The following is a 25,183-nucleotide window of genomic DNA, read 5'->3' as shown; positions in this document are numbered from 1 at the left end:
AAGGAGACTCGTCATCTGGTTTTGACTGACGAGAACAACAATGAACGCTTTGCTTTATATTCTGGTGGTGGTGATTTGGGGGACGACCTGGATAGCCATTTACATGCAACAGGGAGTCGTTTCCGTCCCAGTGTCTATTTTCTGGCGCTTTGCCGTGGCAGCGGTGGTGATGCTCGTGGTGCTGCTCGCGCTGGGCCGCCTGAAGCGCATCGGACTCAAAGACCACCTGTTTTGCGTCCTGCAGGGTGCCTGCGTTTTCGGCTTCAACTTTTTCTGCTTCTACCACGCGGCGGCCTATATCAGCTCCGGCCTGGAGTCGGTGATTTTCTCGATGGCGGTGCTGTTCAACGCCTTCAACAATTTTCTGTTCTTCCGCAAGAAGCCCTCTCCCCGCGTACTGCCCGCCGCAGCGCTGGGTATTGCCGGCATCGTGGCCTTATTCTGGCACGACCTTGCGGCCACGCAAATGGCACCTTCACTACTTATCGGCATCGGCCTTAGCGCGCTTGGCACCTTTGGTTTTTCGCTTGGGAATATGATCAGCGCCCGCCATCAAAGCCGTGGCCTGGAAACGCTATCGACCAATACTTATGCGATGTTTTACGGCACCGCGATTATGGGCATCGTGGCGCTGGCAAGCGGCGAGTCGTTTATGCCGGATTTCACCGCGCGCTACATTGGTTCCCTGCTTTACCTGGCGATTTTTGGTTCGGTGATAGCCTTTGGCGCCTATTTCACGCTGGTAGGCCGCATCGGCGCGAGCCAGGCTGCCTACAGTACGCTACTCTTCCCATTGGTGGCGCTAACGCTGTCGACGCTCTACGAAGGGTATGTCTGGCACGCTAACGCCGTGCTGGGGCTGGTGATGATCCTGCTGGGCAACCTGGTGATGTTCGCTAAGCCAGAACAGTGGCTGCCGTGGCGGAGAAAGCTTGCATAATAAAAAACCGCAGCTTGTTCAGGGCTGCGGTTTTTGTTTTTGCAAAAAAAGCGTTATTTATTCGGCACGTCAAACATCGTGGCGTCGGTGGCCAAATCATCCACTACTTGTTTCAGCGTATCGACAGTAACTTTGGCATTTTCGTTGCTGAGCGCTTTCCCTTCGCCCTTACGCACCACGCGTAAAACGGGCTTATTGGTCGCCGCATCAATCAGTTCGCCTTCGAAATAGAGATCGGTATTCATTGTGCGGTGGCCGGTGGCCATTTGCGTGCCCGCAACGACCATCGCAATCGGGATCACCTCATAGAACTGCAGCCCTTCTTTGGTGCTGTCCACGCCGGTTATCGCGCCCCGGAAAATAAGGCTGTGCGGGCCTGGCGTCGTGACCAGCGGTTTACGCTGCGCCGCCGCGGCTTTTAGCTTTGTATTAGTGTACGTGAGCAGGCCATCCAGCGTGTTCTGGCCTATTTGGGTCGTGGGCCTTGGCGTCGGATAGTAGACCACCGGGTTGTAGACCAGGCTGTCGTAATTGTCGGGTTTGAAGTTCGGGTCAACCCAGCGCATGACTGTTTTACCGGTTGCCGATTTTGTCTCCTGCAGACCGGAATAATCTTTTAAAAAACCAGAGTATTTTTCCGGCGCGGTGGTTTTAGAAGCACACCCCGCCAGCGCTAATAAACCTGCCAGACAAGCCACTTTAAAATACGTTTTGCTACGCATCGTTTGATCCTGTTTGTGGGTATAAGCCATTCAGGTATAGCAAAAAACGATACATTGTGTGGGGGTTAAGCCGCCTTGATGTCAAAACTCAGATCTTGCGCTCATCGCCGGGGGCGGTAAGCCCATCGCAAAGCAGGTCAACAATCAATAACGCGCCATAATGCCCTTCACCGGGTGGCAGCCAGACATCTCCGGTATGGGCAACGCTGGCGGGATCTTTCGTCACCATAATGATGGCTGCGCCCTGCCGCCGGGCCTGCCGCACCGCCGCCAGCAGCGCGCTGTCCGGCGTCGAGCTGGCAAAGACGATCATCGCCTGCTCGCTATTCAACATGGAGGCGGTGAAGCTCATCAGTGCCGGGTCATAACAGACGCTGGCGGGCTGCCCCTGCGTCAGCAGCCGGTACTGCAAAAGGCTGGCAAAAGGCGTGTCTGCCGTGCCTGCGCTGAAAATATGAATCGCTTTCGCTTGCTTCAACAGCGAAACGGCGCGCGAAACATTGGCTTCCGGAAGCGTTTCCAGTTGCTGAGTTAGCGCCTGCTGAATGCCGGTTAACCGCTGCTGCCAGGCAGCAGGCAGCTCACTGCCCGGTATGGCGGTGCTGGCCTGCGCCAGCTTCATGCGTAAATCGCGAATATCGTCGCAGCCTGCGGCTCTGGCAAAGCGTGTGATGGTAGCCGGACTGACGCCCGCAGCCTGGGCAAGCTGGTCGATTGTTGCCGACGACGCAAAGCCCGGATCTTGCAAAATAGCCTGCGCAACTCTCGCTTCCTGCTGACTGAACTCCGCCAGCCGCTGACGGATCCGGCTGATAATGTCGCCCTCAGTCTCCCGTCCGATGGAATGAGAAAAACGCTCCAGAACATCTTTAGCCACGCCGCCCCGGTTGGCGAGAAACTGCAGCGTGTCGTTATCCACCCAGGCGGCATCTCCCAACATTTGGGACGGCGCTGCCAGCAAATCCTGTACCCGGCTGTCGTGCTGCTGGTGGCGAACCTGGCCGAGGAAATCATTCATATCGCTGCAGCCAATAGTGCGCGCGAACTGCTGGAGCGTAGCCTGACTGACACCCGCGCGCGCCGCCAGCTGCTCCATGGTGGCATCCGGTAGCTGGAAGAAATTCTCCAGAAAAAAGCGGGCCAGCCGCGTTTCCTGGGGAGAAGAGTCGGCTAACCCATGGACCAGGTGGTAAACAATATCCATCGCTGAAAGGTTCCTTGTGTCTGCGTCGCAGGCGGATAAATCATCATAATGCGTTGAAATTATTTTTCAATTAACTTTGCCGCGTTGCCTTGCCGCAGTTTCGTCCCCTTCCGTAAAAGCCTTGTTATTCCTTTAACATTCGGGAAACCAATAATCCAACGCAGATCACGGTCATGAAAATAATTTTCATACATGCTGAATAAACGCGCTGTTGTTTGAAACACGTTTTCAATTTGAAGGATAAAGGTAATGAAAAAGATCATGTTGTGTTGTGCCGCGGGAATGTCCACCAGCATGCTGGTGCAGAAAATGCGCGCCGAGGCCACGAAACGCGCCCTGGACGTTCAAATTGACGCTGTCTCTGTGGCCGAAATTGAAAGCCACCTCCAGAGCGCCGACGTGGTGCTGCTCGGCCCTCAGGTGCAGTTCGAACTGGCACGCCTTTCCGAGCTTTCAGCCCCGCTCGGCAAACCAGTCGCGGTGATCGACATGATGGATTACGGCACCATGCGCGGCGACCGCGTACTGGATAAAGCCATGACTCTGATGGCCTGACAACCGGGAGAAACCAATGAAAATTACCGTTGTGGGCGGGGGAAGCAGCTACACCCCGGAACTGATTGAAGGCCTGATTCTGCGCCATGCCGCCCTGCCAATGACGGAGCTGGCGCTGGTGGATGTAGAAGCGGGCCGCCAGAAGGTTGAAATCATCGCCGCGCTGGCTCGCCGCATGTTCGACAGCAAAGGGCTGGAGCAGGTCAAAGTGACGGTGCATTACGAACCAGACGCCGCGATTGCGGGTTCCAGCTTCGTGCTGACCCAGCTTCGCGTGGGGCAACTGCCCGCACGTGCCGCCGACGAACGCCTGGGCCTAAGCCACGAGCTGCTGGGCCAGGAGACCACCGGCGTCGGCGGTTTTGCCAAAGCACTGCGGACTATTCCGGTGATGCTGGACATCGCTAAACGCGTTGAGCGCCTGGCCCCGAACGCGTGGATTATTAATTTCACCAACCCGGCAGGGATCGTCACCGAGGCGGTTTCCCGCTACAGCAGCGCCAACATTGTTGGCCTGTGCAACGTGCCGGTGACCATGCACCACACCATCGCTGACATGCTACAGCTGCCTTACGACAAAGTTACGCTGCGCTTCGCCGGACTCAACCACATGGTATGGGTGCACGAAGTGATTGCCGATGGCCGTGACGCGACCGCCGAAGTCATTGAGATGTTGTGCGACGGCGAGCAGTTGTCGATGAACAACATTAAAGCGATTCCGTGGCCGCCGGCCCTGCTGCGTGCCCTGAAAGCAATCCCTTGCCCGTACCATCGTTACTTCTGGCAAACCCGCACCATGCTCAAAGACGAGCTGGCGGATGCGGCTAACGGGAAAGGCACCCGCGCTGAACAGGTGATGAAAGTCGAGGCCGAATTGTTTGAACTGTATGCCAACCCACAGCTCGACAAAAAGCCAGAGCAGTTGAGCCAGCGCGGCGGCTCGTTCTATTCGGAAGTGGCCCTGGAACTTATCGACGCCCTGCACAACAACCTCGGCAAACAGATGGTGGTGAATACCGCCAACAACGGCGCTATTCAGGGACTGCCGGACGACGCGGTGATCGAAACCAACTGCGTGATCGATGCGCTGGGGGCGCATCCGCTGGCCTTCGGCAAACTTCCTCCCCTGATGAATGGCCTGACCCAGCAGGTGAAAGACTTTGAACGGCTAACGATTGAAGCAGCGGTTCACGGCGATAAGCAGCAGGCGCTCCTGGCGCTGATAGCGAACCCGCTGGTGGCTGACGTGAATATCGCTCAGGCGTTGCTCGACGAAGTGCTTGCAAGCAACAAGGCGTGGCTGCCGCAGTTTAATTAGCGCCGCTTACCGGTGGGTGACGCTGTACGCCCACCCCACAACAGAAATCAATAACAATAATGCCCGGCCATGCGCCGGGACAGGGGTAACCGTGTCCGCAAAGAAATCGTTTCTTGAAAAATATGTGCTTCCGGTGGCGCTGAAAATCGCCGGGCAAAAGCACGTGCTTTCCGTCCGCGACGGGATCATTCTGAACATGCCGTTCATGCTGATTGGCTCGTTCTTCCTGATTTTCGCTTATCTGCCGGTGCCGGGTTACCCCCAGCTAATGACCGATCTGTTTGGTGCCACGTGGCAGACCAAGCTGCTTTATCCGGTCAAAGCGACCTATGACATCATGGCAATTATTTCGAGTTTCGGGATCGCCTATCGTCTGGCCGAAAAATACCGCACCATCGACCCGCTTACCGCCGGGGCCGTGTCGCTGGTCGCCTTTATCATGACCATCCCGCAGAACATTATGTTTACCCCACCGTCCGGAGGGCCAGCTGAGTTCGTGAAGGGCGTGCTGCCGATGGGGCAGATTGGCAGTCAGGGGCTGTTTGTCGCGATTCTGATCGCCCTGCTTTCTACCGAAATTTACCGGTTTATCAGCAACCGTAATCTGGTGATCCGCATGCCAGAGGGTGTGCCGCCAGCGGTAGCAAAATCGTTCCTCGCGCTGGTGCCTGGTTTCTGCGTGCTGGCGGTAGTGCTGGCGCTTCGCCTGTTGGTGGAAGCCACGCCGTTTGGTGACATCAACACTATGATCACGGATCTGGTCGGCATTCCGATGAGCCACATTGGCGGCTCGTTACCGGGAATGATTGTGTCGGTGATCCTGATTGGTATTCTGTGGACGCTCGGCCTGCACGGCGACACCATCGTGCTGGTGTTTATCCGCCCGGTCTGGCTGACCAATATGTCCGAGAACCTGGCGGCATTCCAGAACGGCCTGCCTATCCCGCACATCATTACCCAACAGTTCTACGACCTGTGGATTGCCCCTGGCGGCACCGGCGCGCTGTTAGGCCTGGTGATCTTTATGCTGATCCGCAGCCGCAGCGTGCAGATGAAGCAACTGGGTAAAATTGCCGCGCCGGGCAGCCTGTTTAACATCAGCGAACCGATGGTGTTTGGCATTCCGCTAGTGATGAATCCGTACCTGGTGGTGCCGTTTATTCTGACCCCAGTGGTGCTGGTGATTGTCTCCTACACGGCGATGGCAACCGGCCTGGTGGCGCCGCCTGCGGGGATTGCGCTGCCGTTCACGACGCCTATTATCGTCAGCGGCTATTTGGCGACCGGCGGCCATGTTTCCGGCTCGATTCTGCAGATTGTGAACCTGGCTATCTCGCTGGTGATGTATTACCCGTTCTTCCGGGTGTGGGATAACCTGAAGTTCCGCGAGGAACAACAGGCGAATCAGGCGGCAACAACTGCGCCGGTTGAGGCGGTGAGTGAACGCAGTACGGTGTAGCGGTTAATTTGGGGCCGAGTGGTTAAAACCCCTCACCCCGGCCCTCTCCCCAAAAGGGAGAGGGGGAAACGACATGCAATCTTGTTTATTCCCTCGCCCTTAAAGGACGAGGGACCTTCAGTCCACTTACTTCTTCACATCCACCTGATAAAAAATGTGCTTCCCGAACGGGTCAATTTCATACCCGGTCACCTCTTTACGCACCGGCTCGAAAATCGTGGAGTGGGCAATCATCACCGCAGGCATCTGATCGTGCATCATTTGCTGCGCTTCTTTGTAGAGTTCGACTCGCTTATCGTGGTTCCCCTCGGCGCGGGCTTGAAGAATCAGCTTATCAAACGGCTGATAACACCATTTGGAGGAGTTAGAACCGCCGTTGGCCGACGTGCAGGTAAACAGCGGCCCGAAGAAGTTGTCCGGGTCGCCGGTAGCCGTCGTCCAGCCCATCAGCGCCGCCTGGTGCTCACCGCCCTTCACTCGCTTGAGGTACTCGCCCCATTCGTAGGTGACGATTTTCGCCGTTACGCCAACTTTCGCCCAGTCAGCCTGAATCATTTCTGCCATACGTTTAGCGTTAGGGTTATACGGACGCTGAACCGGCATCGCCCACAGGTCAATGCTCATGCCATTGGCAAACCCGGCTTCTTTGAGCAGCGCCTTCGCTTTTTCAGGATCGTAATCGTAATCCTTGAGCTTATCGTCCGCACTCCACACGCCCGGCGGCAGCAAATTTTTCGCCTCAATGCCCGTGCCGTGGAACACCGCTTCTATGATGGCCGGTTTGTTAATTGCCATCGCCAGCGCCTGGCGCACTTTCACGTTATCCAGCGGCGGCTTCTGAGTGTTAAAGGCAAGGAAGCCGGTGTTCAGCCCCGCTTTTTGCATCAGGTTGATGTCTTTGTTTTCCTTCATTCGCGGCAGATCCGCCGGATTCGGGAACGGCATCACCTGGCATTCATTTTTCTCAAGTTTGGCATAGCGAATCGACGCATCCGGCGTGATGGAGAACACCAGTCGGTCGATTTTTGATTTGCCCTGCCAGTAATCCGGGAAAGCGGTATAGAGAATGCGGGAGTCTTTCTGATATTGCTTCAGCTCAAATGGCCCGGTGCCGATGGGGTCGGAATCCACGCGCTCCGGCGTGCCGGCCTTCATCATGACATCGGCGTATTCGGCAGAGAGAATCGAAGCAAAATACCAGCCTAAATCCGCGACAAACGGCGCTTCCGGGTGCCCCAGGGTGAAGCGCACCGTGTTGTCATCCACTTTATCAATCGCCGTGATCAGCTTGCCAAACTCCAGGCTTTCAAAATTGGAATAGTTGCCGTTGGAGACGTTGTGATACGGATGCTTCGGATCTTTCTGGCGCATGAACGAGAAAATCACGTCATCCGCGTTGAAATCTCTGGTGGGCTTAAAGTATTTGTTGCTCTGGAACTTAACGCCTTTACGCAGATGGAAGGTATAGACTTTTCCGTCTTCGCTGACGTCCCAGCTTTCCGCCAGGCTGGGCTGCAGTTCCGTGGTGCCGACTTTAAAATCCACCAGCCGGTTATAAACCGGCACCGCGCTGGCATCCACGCTGGTACCCGAGGTGTAGAGCTGCGGGTTGAAGTTTTCCGGTGAGCCTTCGGAGCAATAAACCAACGTGCTGGCCGCCACGCTGGTACTGATAGAGAGCGCCGCTACGGCAAGTGCAAGCGTTGTAATCTTTGTTTTCATCGCTGTCTTCCTGTGGTGTTTGTCCTGACCCTGAATGAATAAAGCTTGTGCAAAGCGCCTTAATAAATAACATTAAATTTACATTGCCAACAAACAACATCGAACAATAAGGAAACACTATGTCTTCGTCGCTCAGCGAGCAGCTCACCCAACGCTTCTTTCGTTATCTGGCGGTGACCAGCCAAAGCGATCCGCGAGTCAGCAGCCTGCCCAGCACCCCAGGGCAACACGAAATGGCCAGCCTGCTCGCGGAAGAACTGCGAACGCTGGGCCTGGAAAATATTGTGATTGATGAGCACGCCACGGTAACCGCCGTGAAGAAAGGTAACGTGGCCGGTGCACCGCGCGTGGGGTTCATTACGCACATTGATACCGTTGATGTTGGCCTTTCCCCGGATATTCATCCGCAGATCCTGCGCTTCACGGGGGAAGATTTATGCCTGAATGCCAAAGAGAACATCTGGCTGCGCACGTCGGAACATCCCGAAATCAACGCTTATCCTGGGGAAGAGATTATCTTCAGCGACGGCACCAGCGTGCTGGGCGCGGACAACAAGGCCGCCGTCACGGTGGTGATGACGCTGTTGGAAAACCTGACGCCGGAGCACCAGCACGGCGACATCGTGGTGGCCTTCGTCCCGGATGAAGAAATTGGCCTGTGTGGCGCCAAAGCGCTGGATCTGGCGCGTTTTGACGTGGACTTCGCGTGGACTATCGACTGCTGTGAGCTGGGCGAAGTGGTGTATGAAAACTTCAACGCTGCCCACGCAGAGCTTAAATTCACCGGCGTAACCAGCCATCCAATGTCCTCCAAAGGTGTGCTGGTTAATCCGCTGCTGATGGCGATGGACTACATCAGCCACTTTGACCGCCAACAAACGCCAGAACATACCGAAGGCCGCGAGGGTTACGTGTGGTTTAACGGGATGCAGGCTTCACAAAGCGAAGCGCTGTTGAAGGCAAATATTCGCGACTTCGATTTGGCCAACTTTGAACGCCGCAAACAGCAAATTGGCGAAGTGGCGCAGAAGATTGCCGCGCAATACCCGACCGCACGCGTGGAGTTCAGCCTCAGCGATACTTACAGCAACATCAGTAACGCCATTACCGACGATCGCCGGGCCATTGATTTGATTTTTGCCGCCCTGGATGAGCTGGGGATTGAGCCAAAGGTCATTCCAATGCGCGGGGGCACGGATGGCGCAGCGCTTTCGGCTAAAGGGTTGTTGACGCCGAACTTCTTTACCGGCGCGCACAATTTCCATTCGCGATTTGAGTTTTTACCGCTGCGAGCGTTTGAGGCTTCTTACAATGTGGCGCTGAAGCTTTGCCTGTTGGCGGCGAAGTAATTTTCCCCTCACCCTAACCCTCTCCCCTAAGGGTGAGGGAATTCAGACAGAGAACGCTTCAATTCCCCTCACCTTAACCCTCCCCTGAGGGGAGAGGGAATTAGCGCAGAGCACGCGATTGTTCCCCCTCTCCCTTCCAGGGAGAGGGCCGGGTGAGGGTTAATTATTACTTCTTACGCGCCAGCATCGTGGCAAAACGCAGCTTGATACGGTTGCCGTTCTCATCGGTCTTGTGCAACTGCCCCACGTCCTCGTTGTACTTAACCAGTTCCCACCCTTCGTAGTAGTTCCGCAGTTCGCCCTCTTTAAAAGCAAACGGGAAGCCGACCGTGCACGGGAAATCCTCGGTATCCATGGCCGCCACAATCAGATTGTAGCCTCCGGGTTTGGTGCAGCGCTGCATATTGGCGATAAGTCCAGGGATCGTGCTGCGCTCGAGGAACATCATCACCACGGTGGAGAGAATAAAATCGTACTCGCCGTCAAAGCTCAACTGGTTCAGGTCAACCTCGGCGGTGGCAATATTTTTCAGCCCTTCCGTCTCGATAATCTGATTCAGCCTGGCAATGCTCATCGGGTTTTTATCCCAGGCGGTGACGTCGAACCCTTTCTGGTTCAGGTACAGACTGTTGCGCCCGCCGCCGCAGCCAAGATCCAGCGTTTTGCCAGGGGCAACGTACTTCACGGCGTTCAGCACGTCAGAGTGTGTGGCGGTTAAGCCGTATTTTTCGCTGTAGTAGCTTTCAGACTTCTCGGTCATGACAGATCCTTTTTTTCAGGCCGCGCGGTGCGCAAAATCAGTTTCCCCTGCATCAGCAGGATAAAAGTACGCACCAGCAGCAGGCCGATAATCACATTAGTAAAAATAAAAAGCGGCACGGCAATGACGTGAAACAGCCCGTCCCCGCTGCCAGCACTCAGGTGGAGTGCCGTGGTGGCCAGCGCAGAAATGCCGAATGAGAAACTCCAGAAGGAAGCATTGAACGGCTGTGCCAGGTACCAGGGCATTAAGCGCAGCATGAAGAGCAATTGCAGCAGACCGTAGCCAAACAGCATTTTGGCAAAGAAATCCGTCACGCCGCCGTTCACGGCCAGGTAAGCGCTGCAGGCCACCAGCGCCGGGGCAAGCTGAATGCCCAGCGAGGTGCGCACCGGCGTGGGCATTTCCCCGGCGCTGCGCATACGGTGCAAAATCGCCGGTTCCAGGCTGAGCCAGGAAAACACACCGGCCCCGAGGAACAAGATCCCCAGGTCGTGATAACCCAACGCACCACAGGCCATCGCGCTGATAAAGTTATTGGCGACGGTGGGCAAATACAGCCCCGGCGTCGTGGCATCCTGCGGGTGCGTGCCCCGCCATAATCCGGCGGATTGCCAGGCGGCATAACAAAGCTGCACCACGGCACCAAAACCAAACATCACTGCGGCGAGCGGGCGCAGATAAGGCACCACGCCGATGGCCACCAGCATGGTCGTCGCCGGGAACAGGCTCACGAAGCTGCTCATTAAAGGATGATGAATTTCTGCCAGCACGCTGTGCGGGTAGCGCACCAGGCGCGCCAGAAACGCTAACGCCAGTAGAAACCAGATGCCTGCGGCAAGCGCCACCAGCGTCTCACCAACAAACGACGGCACTGGCCATATCGTGGCGGCATATCGCCACGCGAACCCCATGCCGATGGTGCCCAGCACCATGCCAAAGTAGCCTGCGGGGAGATTGATGAAGCTGCCGGCGGTCGGTTTATTCATTTTGTTTATTTTTTAAAATGTATTTTAAATGCATTTTATGCGATTACGCCGCCAAACGCTACGCCGGTGAATTACCTGCTACGTTTATCAGCAGTGCACTGCGAGAATCCACCATGAAAAAATATCGGCTCACTGAAGTTTCACGGCTTCATGATTATCCGCACGAGGGCGAACAGCGGCAAGTTCGGCTCTGGCAAATTGAGGCGCTTCGCGCTTTTGGCAGCGTCGTGGCCGGGCAATGCGGAGGCTGGATTGAAGAAGAAGCGAACCTGAGCCACGCGGGAACCTGCTGGCTTGAGCCTGACGCGCTGGCCTGGAACGATGCACGTGTTGAAGATGACGCGAAAATTCTCGGCGAGTCTGAAATCTGCCATCGCGCAAAAGTGGGAGGCAACGCGCAGGTCGAGGATTCTCGCATCAGCGGCGAATGCTTTATCTCCGGCTCGGCCCGCGTGTTGCAGCAGAGCCAGGTGATTGCCGTGCTGGGGCTGACCGAAGATACAGAAATGCGGCTGCAAATCTACGGAAACGCCACGGTGCTGGCCTCACGCATCGTCCATCAGGCACAAATCTACGGCCACGCCCGCGTGAACAATGCCTTTGTCGAACACCGCTCAACCATTTTCGATAATGCAGTCATTGAAGGCAATGCAGAGAACAATGTCTGGATTTGCGACTGCGCGCAGATTTCAGGCAATGCACGTATCATCGCCGGCAGCGGCGACAGCCAAATCCCGACCATCCGCTACTCCTCTCAAGTTTACGGCAACGCCCTTATTGAAGGAGATTGCGTACTCAAGCACCGCGTCCAGGTTTACGGTAATGCGGTACTTATTGGCGGCCCGGTTCTGCTGGACAACAATGTACAAGTGTATGGCGAGGCGAAAGTGATGGGTAACGTGCTCATCGAAAACAACGTGCAGATTTATGACGAGGCGGCGGTGGAAGGCTTTGGCGGCGAACTGATTCATCTTCGCGGCATGAAGGATATTAACGGCGCGCAGCGAATTACCCGCACGCCGTTTTATGGCATTTTTTAATCAGCAATGCGCCCGTAAATATTCTGATCGTGGAACTCGTCGTTCAGAAACTCGGCCTGTTTCAGGCAACCTTCAAGGGCAAAACCATTGCGTTGAGCCACCCGGTTGCTGGCCTGGTTGGTGACGATGCATTTGATGACAAACCGGCGTACCGTCCCTTCCCCCGCATATTTGGCGATCGCGGCCTCAATCACAGCGGAAATGATCCCCTTGCCCTGCTGGTCCTCGCTTAGCCAGTAGCCGATGTAGGCCGTTTTGTCGGTCGGGACTATCTGGTTAAAAGAAAAAACGCCCGCCAGCTCACCGCGATAGAGGATCATAAACATCTTCGCGTAGCCCTTATGGTGGAGAACATAGTTCCCCTGCAGCGTTTTGCGGGTGTCATCCTCGGAAACAACATACTGCGGCCAGTTCATCGCCTTTTGCAGCCAGCTTTTGTTGCGCTGTACCAGGGCAAAAACGTCCTTCACGAACCGCTCGTGCACCGAATGCAGCTCGATGTCATCATTAACCGTAATCACTTCATCCTGCCAGGCCTGCTGCTGTTCCACTCGTGACTCCTGCTTTTGTTAGAAGGTGACAGTCATCATATGTCACTTTTCCCCAGTATGTTGACTCTGATTTATGGCAGTCAAAAATAAATGCATAAAAATTCATTATGGCTAAATGTAAAATCAATACCAAAAACCAATGTCGTTGAAAAACCATTGCATGCATTTTCATCAAAATATGGAATATATCGCGAAAAATGACTTCAAATATTGAAGTCAAAACACGATATGCTACGATGACAATGCACGTTGAATCATGGAAGGAATCATGGGGTATGGAAAGGACTACCTAAGAAACAAACATCATCAGACGCTAATTCAAATTTTCACCAAGCCCGTGCCGTTTGGGGTGAAATGGCAGGATGTAGAAAGACTGATACTTGCACCTGGCGGAGATGTCAGCCCCGGCCGCGGCTCTCGTATACGTTTCCAGCTTAACGGCAGTATCGCCCACTATCATCGCCCCCATCCCTCCCCTGAAACCGACAAAGGGGCTATTACCAACCTGAAAGAATGCTTTGAGAGTATCGGAGTCACACCATGACCACTGCAGAACCACTGCCAAATATCATGATCATTTGCGGGCAACCGGCGTTAATCACCTGGGTCTCCGACATTAATCTCTTTCGCGGCAAGTTTCTCGGCCTGACGGGATATTGTGATTTTGTCGCTGATAGCGCGTCAGGGCTGATTCGTGAAGGTGAAACGTCTTTGCAGTGCTATCTGGAAGATTGCAGCACAGCGGGCATTGAGCCTTTTGAAAAAGAAGAAAAAATGAAAACATTCACCCTCCGCTATCCTGAATCCTTTGGGGAACATCTGGCCATCGCCGCCGCCGAGCAACAAATGTCGCTGAACAGCTACATCATCGGGGCGCTGACCAGGCAGCTGAAAAATAGATAAAAAAAGCCCCGCGGCTTTTACACGGCGGGGCTGGATGATTAACGCATTTCGCGGTCGTCAACGTATTTACGTTTGTCCGGCGGCGGTGGGAAGTACTGGTAAAGCCAGGTTTCACTGATCGCTTTGCCCTGACAGCGCAGGAACATGCGCATCTCGACCGGGTCGGTGGAATCGTTGGTCGGGTACCAGTCAAACAGAATGCGGTAGCCGTCAAACGGTTCAACGTAGAGGATCTCTACCTGCTTCGCTTCGCCGTTGGAGAGCGTAATCACCGGCTCAATGCCCTTCGGCGCGGCGGCTTTCAAATCGCCCCCGATAAAGTCGATCGCAAAGCGGCGGGACCATTTTTCCGGGAAGTGTTCACCCGGTGCCCAGCCTTCCGGGAAGCTGCCCATCCCGGTGCGGGTGGCGTAAACGCGAGCCAGGTCCGTTGTCACCGGCGGCAGACCGCTCCAGTAGAGGCGATATTTGAACTCGAACTCATCCCCGGCTTTGACCGGCTTTTCCGGCTGCCAGAAGCAGACAATATTGTCGAGCGTTTCGCCGGTGGTCGGAATTTCCATCAGGCCAACGGTGCCTTTACCCCACTTGTTACGCGGCTCCACCCATAGGCTCGGACGCTTGTTGTACCAGCCCATGATGTCCTGGTAGCTGGCAAAGTCGTGATCCAGCTGCAGCAGGCCAAAACCTTTCGGGTTCTCGTCCATAAAGGCGTTGAACTGAAGTTTCTGCGGGTTATTCAGCGGGCGGCAAATCCATTCGCCGTTACCGCGCCACATGGCCAGGCGGTCGGAGTCGTGAATTTGCGGGTGAATAGTGTCGCAGGTCCGGCGTTCATTGGTGCCGCAGGCAAACATGCTGGTCATCGGCGCGATGCCCAGTTGCTTGACGTCTTTACGAGCATAAAGGTGATTGTCCACCTCCATCACCACGCGCTCGGCTTCACAGCTAATAATAAATTTGTACGCGCCGGTTACGCTTGGGCTATCGAGTAAGGCATAGACAACAAAAGTCGTGTCGGTGGCTTTCGGCGTTTCAAACCAGAACGAGGTGAAGTCCGGGAACTCTTCCGGTGTGTCGGTGAAGGTGTCTACCGCGAGGCCACGGGCGGAAAGGCCGTACTGATATGTGCTGTCTACGGCACGGAAATAGCTCGCCCCGAGGAAGGACACTACGTCACGACGCGCCAGCTCCGGTGCCTTAAAAACTTTCAGACCGGCAAAGCCGAGATCCGTCTGGCCTTCGAGCTGTTTGGTGTCTACGCCAGCATTGTTGTAGTTAAACAATTCCGGGCGGAAGTGGATTTCGCGCGCCTGATGGGTGGCGGAATCCAGCGAGAACATTCTGACGCGGCGGCGGAACCCCATGCCAACGTGGAAGAACTGCACGTCAAGCTGGCGGTTTTCGATGTTGTTCCACAGCGAATGATCGGCGTCATATTGAATGGCGTTATAAGCCTGAGGCGTCAGGTTAGCCAGGGTATTGGGCAGCGCGCGCGGTGCACCGCCCCATGGTTTTTTCGACAGGTCGTGCGCCATGCTCTGAAGCACCGCAAAATCGAAGGCGGTTGAATGCCCGTCAGCGATACCCGACTCGGCGGCAAATGCGCTTTGGGAGAACAGCGTGGCAAGGGTTGGCGTGCCGCAGGCAGCGGCGAGAGCCATAGAGGCCTGGATAAAACGTCTGCGATTCATGCCTGAGAAATCGTCCTTATGTGTCGATGTGTTTTGTTCCTCCTTACGGGAAGAACAGCGGCAAGAGACTGCTACCTGTACGACCGCACACTCTAGACAAAATTCACAGTGAATCCAATGGGCGGAGAAGGCGTTTGGGGGAGGAACGAAGTTTTTTTTTCAGGAAACCAGATATTACCGAAAAATTCGCCATTGCCTGGCGAAAAAAGCGTTAAAGGCCCGTCAGCCAGTGTGCCGACGAGCCCTGATAAACATTACTTCACGCTAACGTCGATGCCAGGGAAGAACTTCTGCGCGAGCTTCGTCACGGTGCCGTCGGCTTTCACCTTATCGATGGCAGCATCCAGTTCTTTTTTCGTGACAGTGTCACCTTTCCGCAGACCAAAGCCAATCCCGCTGCCGAGGATGGTGTCGTCGCTCACCGGTTTGCCGATAAAACCAAAGCCTTTGCCCTGCGGCGTGCTGAGGAAGCCAGCCTGGCCCGCCGCGGACATTACCAGCGAGGCATCAATACGGCCATTCAGCAGGTCAGCCCAGGCCATGTTCTGGTCTTTGTACGACACGACGTTTACACCCTGCTTTTCCCAGTGCTCTTTGGCATAAGTTTCCTGAATGGAGCCCTGGAGCACGCCGATGGTTTTGCCTTTCAGCCCTTCCGCCGTGGCTTCAAGGCCGCTGCCTTCTTTACCCACTAGCTGAGACGGAATACGGTAGATTGGCTGCGTAAAATCAATACTCTTGCGGCGCTGTTCGGTGATGTTCATTGCCGAGTTGATGGCGTCAAACTTCTTCGCCACCAGCCCCGGGATCAGTGAATCAAACGACGTTTCAACCCAGGTACATTTCAGGCTGGCCGCCTGGCAAATGGCTTTGCCCAGTTCGACGTCAAACCCTTCCAGCTCGCCCGCGCTGTTGCGGCTTTCGAACGGTGGATATTCAGCCTCAAGGCCATAGCGCAGTTCGCCGGCGGCCAGCGCAGAAAACGAAGAACACAGCCCAAGCAGCAAACTTAGCGCATACACTTTTTTCATCATGACCCCTTATCAGCGTGGCTTAACCCGGCACAGCGCCTCAGCGCCCGCCCGTAATGTAGCTTCATCTTTGGCAAATGAGAGCCGGATAATTTTATTGTCAGTACCATCGGTATAAAACGCGGAGAGCGGAATGGTCGCCACACTGTAGTCGGTGATTAACCGCTTCACCATCTCACTGTCGGACTCATCGCTGAAGTGCCCGAAGCGAGCCAACAGGAAGAATGACCCACCGCTCGGCAACAGTTCAAACGGCGAATCAGCCAGCAAAGACTGCATTAAATCACGCTTGCGCTGATAAAACGCCGCCAGTGAAAGATAAGTTTGCGGGTCGCTCATATAGTCGGCGAAGGCATACTGCATCGGCGTGTCGGCGGAGAACATCAGGAACTGATGCACCTTGCAGATTTCATCCATCAGCGCCGCTGGGGCCAGGCAATACCCGACCCGCCAGCCTGTGACGTGGAAGGTTTTACCGAATGACGACACAATCACGCTGCGCTCGGCAAGCTGCGGGTGCGTCGCCATGCCGTGGTGTTTTTTGCCGTCAAAGACGATGTGTTCATACACTTCATCGGACAGGATCACAATGTCGGTGTCGCGAGTTACCGCCGCCAGCATTTCCAGGTCATGGGCGCTGAAAACCTGCCCGCTTGGGTTATGCGGCGTGTTCACGATGATCATCCGCGTGCGTGGCGTAATCGCCGCCCGCACTTCGTCCCAGTCAACGGTGAAATCCGGCAGACTTAGCTTGAGCGCCACCGGTTTGGCGCCCTGCAGGCGGACAATCGGCGCGTAGCTGTCGAAAGAAGGCTCAAAGTAGATAACTTCATCGCCGGGATGAACCAGGCCGCCAATCGCAGAATAAAGCCCTTCGCTGGCGCTGGCGGTGACCAGCACCTCATCGGCAGGGTCATACGCGGCCCCGTAAAGGCTCGCCACTTTGTCGGCAATAAGCTGTTTCAGGGACGCCAGGCCAGTCATCGGTGCGTACTGGTTATGCCCTTCCTGCATGGCTTTGGTGACGCCAGCGATGAGTTTAGGGTCGCAGGGGAAGTTGGGGGCACCTTGAGAAAGATTTATCGCCTTGTACTGCGCGGAAAGCTGGCCGATCACCGTAAAAATCGTGGTTCCGACGTCCGGCAATTTTGAACGTTGTTGTACCGGGGTTTGTATGGCCATAGCGGCTCCTGAACATGATGCGATTTGCATAACTATTCAATCTTGCCGTGATTGCCACGACAATCGAATTGTTGTCATAATAGCCATGCAAAAAATGCATAGCTCAGCGGAGAGCATCATGACCCGGCGTAATTTTCCCCTTAATACCCTCGATGCTTTTCTGGTCACGGCCAGGCACCTGAATCTCACCAGGGCGGCAAAAGAACTTTGCCTGACCCAAGGCGCCGTCAGCCGTAAAATCGCCGCACTTGAACAATGGCTGGGGTTCGCGCTTTTTGAGCGCCATGCACGCGGATTACGCCTCACGCCGCAGGGCAGCGCCCTGCTCCCCGATCTCCAGAACGCCTTCAACACGTTGCTGGATGTGGCCGACCGAGCCTGCCATAAGCCTGAAATTATTCGTCTTAAAGCCCCCACCTGCGCCATGCGCTGGCTGGTGCCGAAACTGATTCAGCTTGAGCAACGTATGCCGGAGATCCAGGTCGCGCTGACGACCACGGTAGAGCACAGCGTCAATTTCAAAAATGAGCCGTTTGATGCCGCCATTGTGTTCGGTCAACAGGCCAAAAGCGGCGCGCTGCTGTTTGAAGAAAGGCTGACGCCGGTTATCAGTCAGGCACTGTTGCCGCCGGAGACAAGCAACTGGGAGCGACTAACCTTTTTGCACCCGACTCGCGATCGCACCGACTGGTCATTATGGCTTTCAAATACCCCTTCGCCACCGTGGCAGATGATGCAGAAAAATCAGCATTTCGACACCATGGATCTGGCGATCAGCGCCGCCATTCAGGGGTTTGGGATAGCCATCGCAGACGAAACGCTGGTGGCCGAAGATCTTCGTACCGGGCGGTTAGTGCGGCCTTTTGCCGGGAGCGTAAAAACCGGGGCCAGTTATCGACTGGCGGTGAAACCCGGCAGCGAAGGCGCCGCCGGGCTGGAAGCATTTTGCAATGCGTTACTCAGTCCAGACTAACGTGGTGTTTCATCACTCGCTTAAATAACTGCATTCTCAGCCGCATAAAGCGATTTTCGACCTTAAACTGCGCCCGCAGATGAACGCCCAGCCGCAGCGTGCGATCCCGCCCTTTGGTGCTTGCAGGCCAGCTTAACGGCCCAGGTAACGCTTTGCTGTGCGTCCCGGCGCTGCGGGCGAAGCTGACCCAATAATCGCCAATCTGAGCGGCAAACTGCAGATCTCGTTCGGTCACATATTCGCTGGCCGGCGGGGAAAGCTGCAGCGTGTTAAAGACATAAGCCACTTCGTTGCCGTGCCAGGTGCCGTTGGCGTAGGTTTCACGCTCGGCCTCCGCCACGTAGTCAAAATAATACCGCCAGCAGGGCTGGCCTGCACGCTGCTGCGCCTGCATTACCACAAACCCCAGCGTGGTAAACGCCATGTCCCGACACACCTGACGCCCCAGCTCAGCATCGCCTTTAACGCCGGGATACAGCAGCTTGATAAGCCCCAGGCCAAAACGCTTTTCCCGGCGCAGAAGCTCAACCTGCCCCGCGGGATCTATCCCGAAGTAGCTCAGCACGCTCGCCTCATCGCTGTTGCTGCCCACCATTAGCGGCATGCGGTGCTGCCGTCCGGCAAAAAACGTGTCCAGCATCGGTTCAGGCAGAACAATGTCACCGCTGACGGGCGTTGGCCCGATATTTAGCGGGGCTTCCAGCGCCCATAGCTCACTGGCGGGAAGGGAACGTAGCGCTTCAGCGTTCGCATTCTTCAGCCCAAAATGTTCCGCCACCGCCACGCCGCGCTTCAACGCTTTACGGCGATCGACATCCGGCAGCGTATAGGCGCTTTGTATAATCCCTTTGTGGAACAAACCGCTGGCTAAAGGCGACGCCAGCAAAGAAAGCACGCTGCGAGCGCCTGCTGACTCGCCAAACAGTGTAACGTTGGCAGCATCTCCCCCAAAAGCGGCGATGTTGTCCTGCACCCATTTCAGCGCGGCTATCTGATCGAGCAAGGCAAAGTTGTGTATCGGCCCATCGGGGTTCTCTTCATCCAGCGCGGGATGAGCAAAAAAGCCCAGATGCCCGAGCCGGTAGTTCACCGTGACTAACACCACGCCCCGAGAGGCCAGCGCGGCGCCATCATACGGAGGTAAAGAACCGGCCCCGATGGTATAACCGCCACCGTGCAGCCAGACCATCACCGGCAAAGGTTTGCCCGTTCGCCGGGCGGGCGTCCAGATATTGAGGTAAAGGCAGTCTTCTGAGAACTGCCCAGGATCGCCGCCGCCGACGGCTTTACAGTATTCCAGACTTTGCCAGCAGGCCGGAGCGAAAGTATCGGCAACGCGAATATCTTGCCAGTTTTCTGGCGGCTGAGGCGCTCGCCAGCGCAGGTTTCCAGTGGGGGGCATGGCAAAGGGAATACCGCGATACACCGCAATATCCCCCTGAAGGACGCCGCTCAGTTGACCCTGAGCGACGTTAACAACGTGTTCCATCTGCTGTTCCTTGTGACTGACATCCCAGCAGGGTAACGCGTTTACAGTAAACCGCAACGGCGTTTGCTGCGATCCTCCGCCTGTTGATAAAGGCTGAATTCATCGGCGACCGCCGCACCCAGCGCCACTTCAAACTCGCTACGGCTGGAATGCCCGTGCTGCCGCTGCCCACCGTCACTGCCTAAATTTGACTGGAAGATGCCCGCCGCGCTAACCGGCAGGAAATCCTCATAGATGATAGGCTGGGCGATGAGCCAGCCGCGCTCAATCAGCAACTGCGGATCGTCACCCGGTTTGATGGACTGGCGGTGCATGTCACCCACCGGCGTCAGGCGGTAGCGAAAATAGGCCAGCCCCTGACGGCGAAGCAGCGCGTCGCTGTCCGGGAAGCGGCTGAACACTTCCTGCAAATGCTGCTGGTGACTTAGGTTGTCCTTGCCGTTACCCGCCTCCAGCAGGAGTTCATCATACAGCGCGCGGCCTTTAGGCGTCAGCGCCACGCCGCGTTGTTCAATCTCACCAAAACGGGCGGTGTGCGTGCCATGATGCTCACCGGCAAACAGAATCGGCTCTTCAAGCGCTTTAAAACTGGTCTGCCGCAGCAGAATAGGCCGTTCACGGCGAGGCGGACCTTCAATAATGGCTTTGGGCGAAATGCCCCGCTCCGGCATCAGCGCCTGAACGCGGTCGATATCCAGCGTGCGCGGCGTGAGATGATTAATGTGGCAGCCACGGAAGCAAACCACGTCGGCAATCAGGCGATGTTCGTCGTGCAGGGCTCGGTATGTGTCGGCGTCAACCGTGGCATGCTGATGCCAGCGAAAGGTTTCCAGCGCTTCGGCCACAAAGGTGTTTGCTTCTGCCTCGCTGAATCCGCCCTGCCTGTCGTAGAGATCTAGCATTTCGCGGCAGCGGGGAGTGAAAATGTCGCGTTTATCGAGAATGGCGGCAGCACGCGCCCTTAGCGTCGGGTTGTCGATAAGCTCAAGCCGCAATAAAGAGGTAAACACGCGGAAGGGATTACGCGCCAGCGCCTGGTCGTCAATCGGGCGAAAAGCGGTGGAATGCACCGGCACGCCGGCCTGGGAAAGGTCGTAGTAGCCCACCGGATGCATGCCCATCACCGCGAAAATTCGCTTCAGCACCGCCAGTTCTTCGGCCTTACCGACTCGAATCGCGCCGTGGCGCTCTACGTTTAATCTTGCCAGCTCGTCGGCATTTTCCAGCTGTTGGTGCAGCTCAGGATCGTGTTCCAGTACGGCCAGGTTTACATCCGCCACCAGTTCTAACAGCGTGCCGTACTGCGGAACTTCTTGCTGGTACATCGCCGACATAGCTTGCGAAAATTTGTCCCGAATCTCATCGGCCGTGAGGGTGTTCGCCATGATGTCATGCCTCCAGTGGATAGTGCTGAAAGCGTAGAACCTGGTGGATCACTTATCAGGAAGAATTTCCATTTTGTGATCTGCTTTGCAGCACCTAAAAAGTAATTTTTTCAGCACATTACATAACGCGGCGTTATGCAGAATGCCTGCCACAGAGAGTATAAATTAACAAAAAATTAACTAAAACAGGCCGCGTTAAAATCTGCAGACCGGCGCCACTTTTCAGCAAAATAGCGCCTGTTATCGAAAAAATCTTCTCTGATTTAAAGCGGTTATGTCCCTGGCCATAACAAAATGTTAATAATATTTTGCAATGAAGTTATCAAAATTCAACACCGAGGCTTGTCAGCGCAGCCGGACTGTTTTTAACATTGCTTATGGAAAAAAATGGTCTCTTCAGTCAGCGCATTCGCTTGCGCCATTTACATACTTTCGTGGCCGTCGCTCAGCAGGGAACACTGGGTCGCGCGGCTGAAACTCTTAACCTGAGCCAGCCGGCGCTCTCCAAAACCCTTAATGAGCTGGAGCAGCTTACCGGTACACGCCTGTTCGAACGCGGGCGGTTAGGCGCTCAGCTGACGCTCACCGGCGAGCAGTTTTTAACCCATGCGGTAAAAGTGCTGGATGCCCTGAATCATGCCGGGCAGTCGTTTGTCCGCCGGGAAGACCGGCCTTCTGATGTGATACGGATTGGCGCCCTGCCTACCGCCGCGCTGGGTATTTTACCGGCGGTGATCGGCGAGTTTCATAGGCAACAGAGCGACGTCACCCTGAAGGTTGGCACCATGAATAACACCATGCTGCTGGCGGGGCTTAAGTCCGGGGAACTGGATTTAGGCATCGGGCGCATGTCCGATCCTGAGCTGATGACGGGCCTGAACTATGAACTGCTGTTCCTTGAGTCTCTCAAGCTGGTTGTTCGCCCTAACCACCCGCTGCTGCATGAAAATATTACCCTTAGCCGGGTGATGGAATGGCCTGCGGTGGTTTCCCCGCAGGGCACGGTACCGCGCGATAACGCGGAATCTTTGCTCGCGTCACAGGGCTGCAAGCTGCCTTCAACCTGCATCGAAACGCTTTCGGCTTCGCTATCCCGCCAACTGACCGTAGACTACAACTATGTCTGGTTTGTACCTTCCGGCGCGGTGAAGGACGATTTACGCCAGGGCACGCTGACCGCGCTTCCTGTCCCGATCCCTGGCGTTGGAGAGCCTATCGGTATTCTGACGCGGGTGGACACTCAGCTCTCAACGGCCGCGCAAATCTTGCTGTCCTCAATTCGTAAATCAATGCCGTCCTGAGTGAAGTTGCCGCCAATTCGCTGCTCAACGGCTTCGTTTGGCGTGCTTTTCCCAGGTTTCCAGTTTGGCCTGCTCTGATTTTTTTAACGCCACATAGCAGGCCCCGCTGCCGCCGTGGTGCGGCATCGCCGCGCAAAAAGCCTGGACTTCGTCAAACTCGGCCAGCCAGCGACCAAGGAAGCTACGCACCACGTTGGCGTGGGATTTATCTTCTCGCCCTTTGCCGTGCACGATCAGCAGATTACGCAGGCCATCCTGCTTAGCCTGCATAATGTAGGCAAACAGCATCTGCCGGCAGCGCTCCACGGGCTGGCGGAGCAGATTAAGGCTTGCCTGCTGGCTGTATTTTCCGAGACGGAGTTTGTCCAGCACGCCACTCTGCAGGCCCTCACGCTTGAACTCCAGCGGCGTGTCGAGGGGAATGATGTCCAGAAAATCGGTAGTGAGAAAGTTGTCCAACTGAGAGGTGTCTGGCTTTACGCCAATGTTCTCTTTCTGAGGTTTGATCCACTGGCTGTCCGCACAGTTTTTCAGCGGTTTGACATCCTCCATGGCGTCAAGAAACAGCGATTTGTCGTCAAGGTTCACGGTCAATCCTCCTGAGTTAGCTGCCGCTACTATAACCCCGCCCTGCCTGAGGCTCAACGGGACAGCCGTGGGAGATATTCCAGAATAGTTGGCAAATTATTTATGTCACCGGTTCTTTAAAATGAGAATATAAAGTTTGCATTTGCGTTACAAAAACGTAAATCAAATGACCGTAAAAGAAATTATTATTCCCTTCCCCGAGAAAATAATCACTGCCGCAATCAGACAGCCAGACGCTAACTATTTCGGGTGATGAGCCAGGAAAATTATCAAACTTTTTTCTCCGCGCCCGGCCATTATTTTTCATTCTTCGACTGGGAATTTAGATGCAGTGATAATCCTTTTGAGGTCTGGCTGGCGTCATTGGGGCTATGTTATCTTTTCAGCCTCAAAATGGGCCGCGCATTCGCTCAGGCCCGACTAAAAACGGAGTAATACCGTGCTGACAATACTGGAAGATAAGATTGACACCCCGCTTGGTCCGCTGTGGATCCTGTGCGACGAGCAGTTCAGGCTTCGCGCCGTGGAATGGGAAGAACACAGCGACCGCATGGAACAGCTGCTGAACATTCACTATGGGAAACAAGGATTTCAACGCGTTAGCAGCCGCAACCCGGGGAACCTTAGCGGCAAGCTGAGTGACTATTTTGCCGGCGATCTGGCGGTGATTGATACTCTGCCCACGGCGACGGCAGGCACGGATTTCCAGCGTCAGGTTTGGCAGGCTCTGCGTGATATTCCCTGCGGGCGTGTGATGCATTATGGCGAACTGGCAGAACAGCTTGGGCGCGCTGGAGCCGCGCGCGCGGTCGGTGCCGCGAACGGCTCAAACCCGGTGAGCATCGTGGTGCCGTGCCATCGTGTCATTGGCCGAAACGGCACAATGACAGGCTATGCAGGCGGCGTGGCGCGGAAAGAGTGGCTGCTGCGCCATGAAGGTTATTTATTACTGTAATGGTGCCAAAAGTGCGGCTATTTATTCCAAAACAGAGTAGCTGCATTTTAATGTTTCAGGGAATTCAACGAGATGAAGGCCCTTTTTTAACCCCCTACCTTTATTATTGTCCGAATAACGTTCTGCCAGACTTACCTGATCGCGAAAAAGATGTTAAAATTGACCAATATCAATTACGGTCCGAGCATATCTATGATCCCTGAAAAGCGTATTATTCGACGAATTCAGTCTGGCGGTTGTGCTATCCATTGCCAGGATTGCAGCATCAGTCAATTATGCATCCCCTTCACGCTTAATGAGCATGAACTCGATCAGCTTGATAATATCATCGAGCGTAAAAAGCCGATTCAAAAGGGTCAAACCCTGTTTAAAGCAGGTGATGAACTGAAATCGCTGTACGCTATCCGCTCCGGCACCATCAAAAGCTACACCATTACCGAGCAAGGCGATGAGCAAATCACCGGTTTCCACCTCGCGGGTGACCTGGTCGGCTTTGATGCCATCGGCACTGGCCATCATCCGAGCTTTGCTCAGGCACTCGAAACCTCGATGGTTTGTGAAATCCCGTTTGAAACGCTCGACGATTTGTCCGGCAAAATGCCAAGTCTGCGCCAGCAGATGATGCGCCTGATGAGCGGCGAAATTAAAGGCGACCAGGACATGATTTTGCTGCTGTCCAAAAAGAATGCCGAAGAGCGCCTGGCAGCCTTTATCTACAACCTTTCTCGCCGTTTTGCGCAACGTGGCTTCTCACCGCGTGAGTTCCGCCTGACCATGACCCGCGGCGATATCGGTAACTACCTCGGTCTGACGGTAGAAACCATCAGCCGCCTGCTGGGGCGCTTCCAGAAAAACGGTATGCTGGCGGTGAAAGGCAAGTACATCACCATCGAGAATATCGATCTGTTATCAGACCTCGCGGGCCAGTCACGTAACGTTGCCTGATAACCGCTACCTTTGCCGGGTCGCCTTTTATCCCTTTTATTGATCCGGCAAGGGCTCTCCACCTGTTTCATTCCTTTCTTATGGGTTAATCTTACTTCACAGACTGTGGTTAAGCAGTTGTAAGGAGA

24 protein-coding genes are annotated in these 25,183 nt (G+C 55.2%); 12 read left to right on the top strand and 12 right to left on the bottom strand.

All coding sequences use genetic code 11. From position 1 onward, the window contains the following. The first annotated feature begins 40 nt into the window (after positions 1-40). Positions 41-940, top strand: coding sequence for a DMT family transporter (locus LH23_RS15115; RefSeq protein ID WP_039292695.1), 900 nt, complete (start codon positions 41-43; stop codon positions 938-940). A gap of 53 nt (positions 941-993) precedes the next feature. Here the strand turns inward: LH23_RS15115 and LH23_RS15110 are convergent, their stop codons facing one another. Together LH23_RS15110 and LH23_RS15105 are read right to left on the bottom strand one after the other, a co-directional pair. Then, a complete protein-coding gene (locus LH23_RS15110; protein ID WP_039292692.1) occupies positions 994-1,662 on the bottom strand; it encodes a DUF3313 domain-containing protein in 669 nt (222 codons plus the stop codon). 88 nt (positions 1,663-1,750) lie between these two features. Then, complete coding sequence (locus tag LH23_RS15105; protein WP_052050251.1) at positions 1,751-2,866, bottom strand: MurR/RpiR family transcriptional regulator; 1,116 nt, start codon at positions 2,864-2,866, stop codon at positions 1,751-1,753. Between the two features lie 249 nt (positions 2,867-3,115). Between LH23_RS15105 and LH23_RS15100 the strand changes: the two genes are divergently transcribed. The 3 genes from LH23_RS15100 to celB all read left to right on the top strand — a co-directional run bounded on the left by LH23_RS15100 (position 3,116) and on the right by celB (position 6,198). Continuing rightward, positions 3,116-3,421, top strand: coding sequence for a PTS sugar transporter subunit IIB (locus tag LH23_RS15100; RefSeq protein WP_039292689.1), 306 nt, complete (start codon positions 3,116-3,118; stop codon positions 3,419-3,421). A gap of 16 nt (positions 3,422-3,437) precedes the next feature. Continuing rightward, on the top strand, positions 3,438-4,739 hold the full coding sequence (locus LH23_RS15095) for a 6-phospho-beta-glucosidase (RefSeq protein ID WP_039292686.1): 1,302 nt from the start codon (positions 3,438-3,440) through the stop codon (positions 4,737-4,739). A 91-nt stretch (positions 4,740-4,830) separates the two neighbouring features. Then, positions 4,831-6,198, top strand: coding sequence for a PTS cellobiose transporter subunit IIC (celB, locus tag LH23_RS15090; protein ID WP_039292684.1), 1,368 nt, complete (start codon positions 4,831-4,833; stop codon positions 6,196-6,198). Positions 6,199-6,324: 126 nt separating this feature from the next. On the opposite strand, the gene LH23_RS15085 is transcribed toward celB, so the two are convergent. Then, positions 6,325-7,920: an ABC transporter substrate-binding protein gene (locus tag LH23_RS15085; RefSeq protein WP_039292672.1), complete on the bottom strand. Its 1,596-nt coding sequence runs from the start codon at positions 7,918-7,920 to the stop codon at positions 6,325-6,327. 119 nt (positions 7,921-8,039) lie between these two features. On the opposite strand from LH23_RS15085, the gene pepT reads away from it, so the two are divergent. Next, complete coding sequence (pepT, locus tag LH23_RS15080) at positions 8,040-9,269, top strand: peptidase T (protein ID WP_039292669.1); 1,230 nt, start codon at positions 8,040-8,042, stop codon at positions 9,267-9,269. Positions 9,270-9,435: 166 nt separating this feature from the next. On the opposite strand, the gene tehB is transcribed toward pepT, so the two are convergent. Both tehB and tehA read right to left on the bottom strand, forming a co-directional pair. Further along, positions 9,436-10,029, bottom strand: a complete 594-nt coding sequence (gene tehB / locus LH23_RS15075) for a tellurite resistance methyltransferase TehB (RefSeq protein ID WP_039292666.1) — start codon at positions 10,027-10,029, stop codon at positions 9,436-9,438. Then, complete coding sequence (gene tehA / locus LH23_RS15070) at positions 10,026-11,018, bottom strand: dicarboxylate transporter/tellurite-resistance protein TehA (RefSeq protein WP_156108043.1); 993 nt, start codon at positions 11,016-11,018, stop codon at positions 10,026-10,028. The genes tehB and tehA overlap by 4 nt, the downstream gene beginning before the upstream one ends. A 113-nt stretch (positions 11,019-11,131) precedes the next feature. Between tehA and ydcK the strand changes: the two genes are divergently transcribed. Next, the gene (gene ydcK, locus LH23_RS15065; RefSeq protein WP_039296733.1) at positions 11,132-12,058 is read left to right on the top strand and encodes a YdcK family protein; all 927 of its coding nucleotides are present in this window, start codon (positions 11,132-11,134) and stop codon (positions 12,056-12,058) included. Here ydcK and rimL read toward each other — a convergent pair. Next, positions 12,055-12,609, bottom strand: coding sequence for a 50S ribosomal protein L7/L12-serine acetyltransferase (gene rimL / locus LH23_RS15060; RefSeq protein ID WP_039292662.1), 555 nt, complete (start codon positions 12,607-12,609; stop codon positions 12,055-12,057). The genes ydcK and rimL overlap by 4 nt on opposite strands. A 256-nt stretch (positions 12,610-12,865) precedes the next feature. Here rimL and LH23_RS15055 point away from each other — a divergent pair, with 256 nt between their 5' ends. Together LH23_RS15055 and LH23_RS15050 are read left to right on the top strand one after the other, a co-directional pair. Beyond that, entirely contained in the window at positions 12,866-13,153 is a 288-nt protein-coding gene (locus tag LH23_RS15055; RefSeq protein ID WP_039292658.1) for a type II toxin-antitoxin system HicA family toxin, read from the top strand. Beyond that, positions 13,150-13,512 (top strand): type II toxin-antitoxin system HicB family antitoxin, encoded by a 363-nt coding sequence (locus LH23_RS15050; protein ID WP_039292656.1) that lies wholly within the window; start codon positions 13,150-13,152, stop codon positions 13,510-13,512. Before LH23_RS15055 ends, LH23_RS15050 begins: the two co-directional genes overlap by 4 nt. Positions 13,513-13,550: 38 nt before the next feature. On the opposite strand, the gene LH23_RS15045 is transcribed toward LH23_RS15050, so the two are convergent. The 3 genes from LH23_RS15045 to LH23_RS15035 form a co-directional block, all read right to left on the bottom strand. Continuing rightward, on the bottom strand, positions 13,551-15,206 hold the full coding sequence (locus LH23_RS15045; RefSeq protein WP_039292653.1) for a glucan biosynthesis protein D: 1,656 nt from the start codon (positions 15,204-15,206) through the stop codon (positions 13,551-13,553). A gap of 254 nt (positions 15,207-15,460) precedes the next feature. Next, positions 15,461-16,237, bottom strand: coding sequence for a transporter substrate-binding domain-containing protein (locus tag LH23_RS15040; protein ID WP_039292649.1), 777 nt, complete (start codon positions 16,235-16,237; stop codon positions 15,461-15,463). 12 nt (positions 16,238-16,249) lie between these two features. Then, positions 16,250-17,419, bottom strand: a complete 1,170-nt coding sequence (locus LH23_RS15035) for a pyridoxal phosphate-dependent aminotransferase (RefSeq protein ID WP_039292645.1) — start codon at positions 17,417-17,419, stop codon at positions 16,250-16,252. Between the two features lie 118 nt (positions 17,420-17,537). Between LH23_RS15035 and LH23_RS15030 the strand changes: the two genes are divergently transcribed. After that, positions 17,538-18,392 carry a LysR family transcriptional regulator gene (locus LH23_RS15030; RefSeq protein WP_039292642.1) on the top strand — a complete coding sequence of 285 codons (855 nt, stop codon included), beginning with the start codon at positions 17,538-17,540 and terminating at the stop codon, positions 18,390-18,392. Here LH23_RS15030 and LH23_RS15025 read toward each other — a convergent pair. Together LH23_RS15025 and LH23_RS15020 are read right to left on the bottom strand one after the other, a co-directional pair. After that, positions 18,379-19,881, bottom strand: a complete 1,503-nt coding sequence (locus LH23_RS15025) for a carboxylesterase/lipase family protein (protein WP_039292639.1) — start codon at positions 19,879-19,881, stop codon at positions 18,379-18,381. The genes LH23_RS15030 and LH23_RS15025 overlap by 14 nt on opposite strands. Before the next feature lie 41 nt (positions 19,882-19,922). Continuing rightward, positions 19,923-21,266, bottom strand: a complete 1,344-nt coding sequence (locus LH23_RS15020; protein ID WP_039292638.1) for a VOC family protein — start codon at positions 21,264-21,266, stop codon at positions 19,923-19,925. 377 nt (positions 21,267-21,643) lie between these two features. Between LH23_RS15020 and LH23_RS15015 the strand changes: the two genes are divergently transcribed. Further along, positions 21,644-22,567, top strand: a complete 924-nt coding sequence (locus LH23_RS15015) for a LysR substrate-binding domain-containing protein (protein WP_039292636.1) — start codon at positions 21,644-21,646, stop codon at positions 22,565-22,567. 24 nt (positions 22,568-22,591) lie between these two features. Here LH23_RS15015 and smrA read toward each other — a convergent pair whose 3' ends face one another. After that, on the bottom strand, positions 22,592-23,155 hold the full coding sequence (gene smrA / locus LH23_RS15010; protein ID WP_039292634.1) for a DNA endonuclease SmrA: 564 nt from the start codon (positions 23,153-23,155) through the stop codon (positions 22,592-22,594). Positions 23,156-23,594: 439 nt separating this feature from the next. Between smrA and ogt the strand changes: the two genes are divergently transcribed. Together ogt and fnr are read left to right on the top strand one after the other, a co-directional pair. Next, positions 23,595-24,110, top strand: coding sequence for a methylated-DNA--[protein]-cysteine S-methyltransferase (gene ogt, locus LH23_RS15005; protein WP_039292631.1), 516 nt, complete (start codon positions 23,595-23,597; stop codon positions 24,108-24,110). A 192-nt stretch (positions 24,111-24,302) separates the two neighbouring features. Next, entirely contained in the window at positions 24,303-25,055 is a 753-nt protein-coding gene (gene fnr / locus LH23_RS15000) for a fumarate/nitrate reduction transcriptional regulator Fnr (RefSeq protein ID WP_039292628.1), read from the top strand. The last annotated feature ends 128 nt before the right edge of the window (positions 25,056-25,183 follow it).

Origin of the sequence: Cedecea neteri (assembly GCF_000758305.1) — a bacterium.
GTDB classification, from domain to species: Bacteria; Pseudomonadota; Gammaproteobacteria; order Enterobacterales; family Enterobacteriaceae; genus Cedecea; species Cedecea neteri_C.
This window is presented reverse-complemented; position numbering and strand designations above follow the sequence as displayed.

Excerpts from the sequence above, each read along its gene's own strand:
- LH23_RS15115 (WP_039292695.1), top strand. The coding sequence starts at position 41 with ATGAACGCTTTGCTTTATATTCTGGTGGTGGTGATTTGGGGGACGACC.
- LH23_RS15110 (WP_039292692.1), bottom strand. The coding sequence starts at position 1,662 with ATGCGTAGCAAAACGTATTTTAAAGTGGCTTGTCTGGCAGGTTTATTA.
- LH23_RS15105 (WP_052050251.1), bottom strand. The coding sequence starts at position 2,866 with ATGGATATTGTTTACCACCTGGTCCATGGGTTAGCCGACTCTTCTCCC.
- LH23_RS15100 (WP_039292689.1), top strand. The coding sequence starts at position 3,116 with ATGAAAAAGATCATGTTGTGTTGTGCCGCGGGAATGTCCACCAGCATG.
- LH23_RS15095 (WP_039292686.1), top strand. The coding sequence starts at position 3,438 with ATGAAAATTACCGTTGTGGGCGGGGGAAGCAGCTACACCCCGGAACTG.
- LH23_RS15085 (WP_039292672.1), bottom strand. The coding sequence starts at position 7,920 with ATGAAAACAAAGATTACAACGCTTGCACTTGCCGTAGCGGCGCTCTCT.
- pepT (WP_039292669.1), top strand. The coding sequence starts at position 8,040 with ATGTCTTCGTCGCTCAGCGAGCAGCTCACCCAACGCTTCTTTCGTTAT.
- tehB (WP_039292666.1), bottom strand. The coding sequence starts at position 10,029 with ATGACCGAGAAGTCTGAAAGCTACTACAGCGAAAAATACGGCTTAACC.
- tehA (WP_156108043.1), bottom strand. The coding sequence starts at position 11,018 with ATGAATAAACCGACCGCCGGCAGCTTCATCAATCTCCCCGCAGGCTAC.
- ydcK (WP_039296733.1), top strand. The coding sequence starts at position 11,132 with ATGAAAAAATATCGGCTCACTGAAGTTTCACGGCTTCATGATTATCCG.
- LH23_RS15055 (WP_039292658.1), top strand. The coding sequence starts at position 12,866 with ATGGAAGGAATCATGGGGTATGGAAAGGACTACCTAAGAAACAAACAT.
- LH23_RS15050 (WP_039292656.1), top strand. The coding sequence starts at position 13,150 with ATGACCACTGCAGAACCACTGCCAAATATCATGATCATTTGCGGGCAA.
- LH23_RS15045 (WP_039292653.1), bottom strand. The coding sequence starts at position 15,206 with ATGAATCGCAGACGTTTTATCCAGGCCTCTATGGCTCTCGCCGCTGCC.
- LH23_RS15040 (WP_039292649.1), bottom strand. The coding sequence starts at position 16,237 with ATGAAAAAAGTGTATGCGCTAAGTTTGCTGCTTGGGCTGTGTTCTTCG.
- LH23_RS15035 (WP_039292645.1), bottom strand. The coding sequence starts at position 17,419 with ATGGCCATACAAACCCCGGTACAACAACGTTCAAAATTGCCGGACGTC.
- LH23_RS15030 (WP_039292642.1), top strand. The coding sequence starts at position 17,538 with ATGACCCGGCGTAATTTTCCCCTTAATACCCTCGATGCTTTTCTGGTC.
- LH23_RS15025 (WP_039292639.1), bottom strand. The coding sequence starts at position 19,881 with ATGGAACACGTTGTTAACGTCGCTCAGGGTCAACTGAGCGGCGTCCTT.
- LH23_RS15020 (WP_039292638.1), bottom strand. The coding sequence starts at position 21,266 with ATGGCGAACACCCTCACGGCCGATGAGATTCGGGACAAATTTTCGCAA.
- LH23_RS15015 (WP_039292636.1), top strand. The coding sequence starts at position 21,644 with ATGGAAAAAAATGGTCTCTTCAGTCAGCGCATTCGCTTGCGCCATTTA.
- fnr (WP_039292628.1), top strand. The coding sequence starts at position 24,303 with ATGATCCCTGAAAAGCGTATTATTCGACGAATTCAGTCTGGCGGTTGT.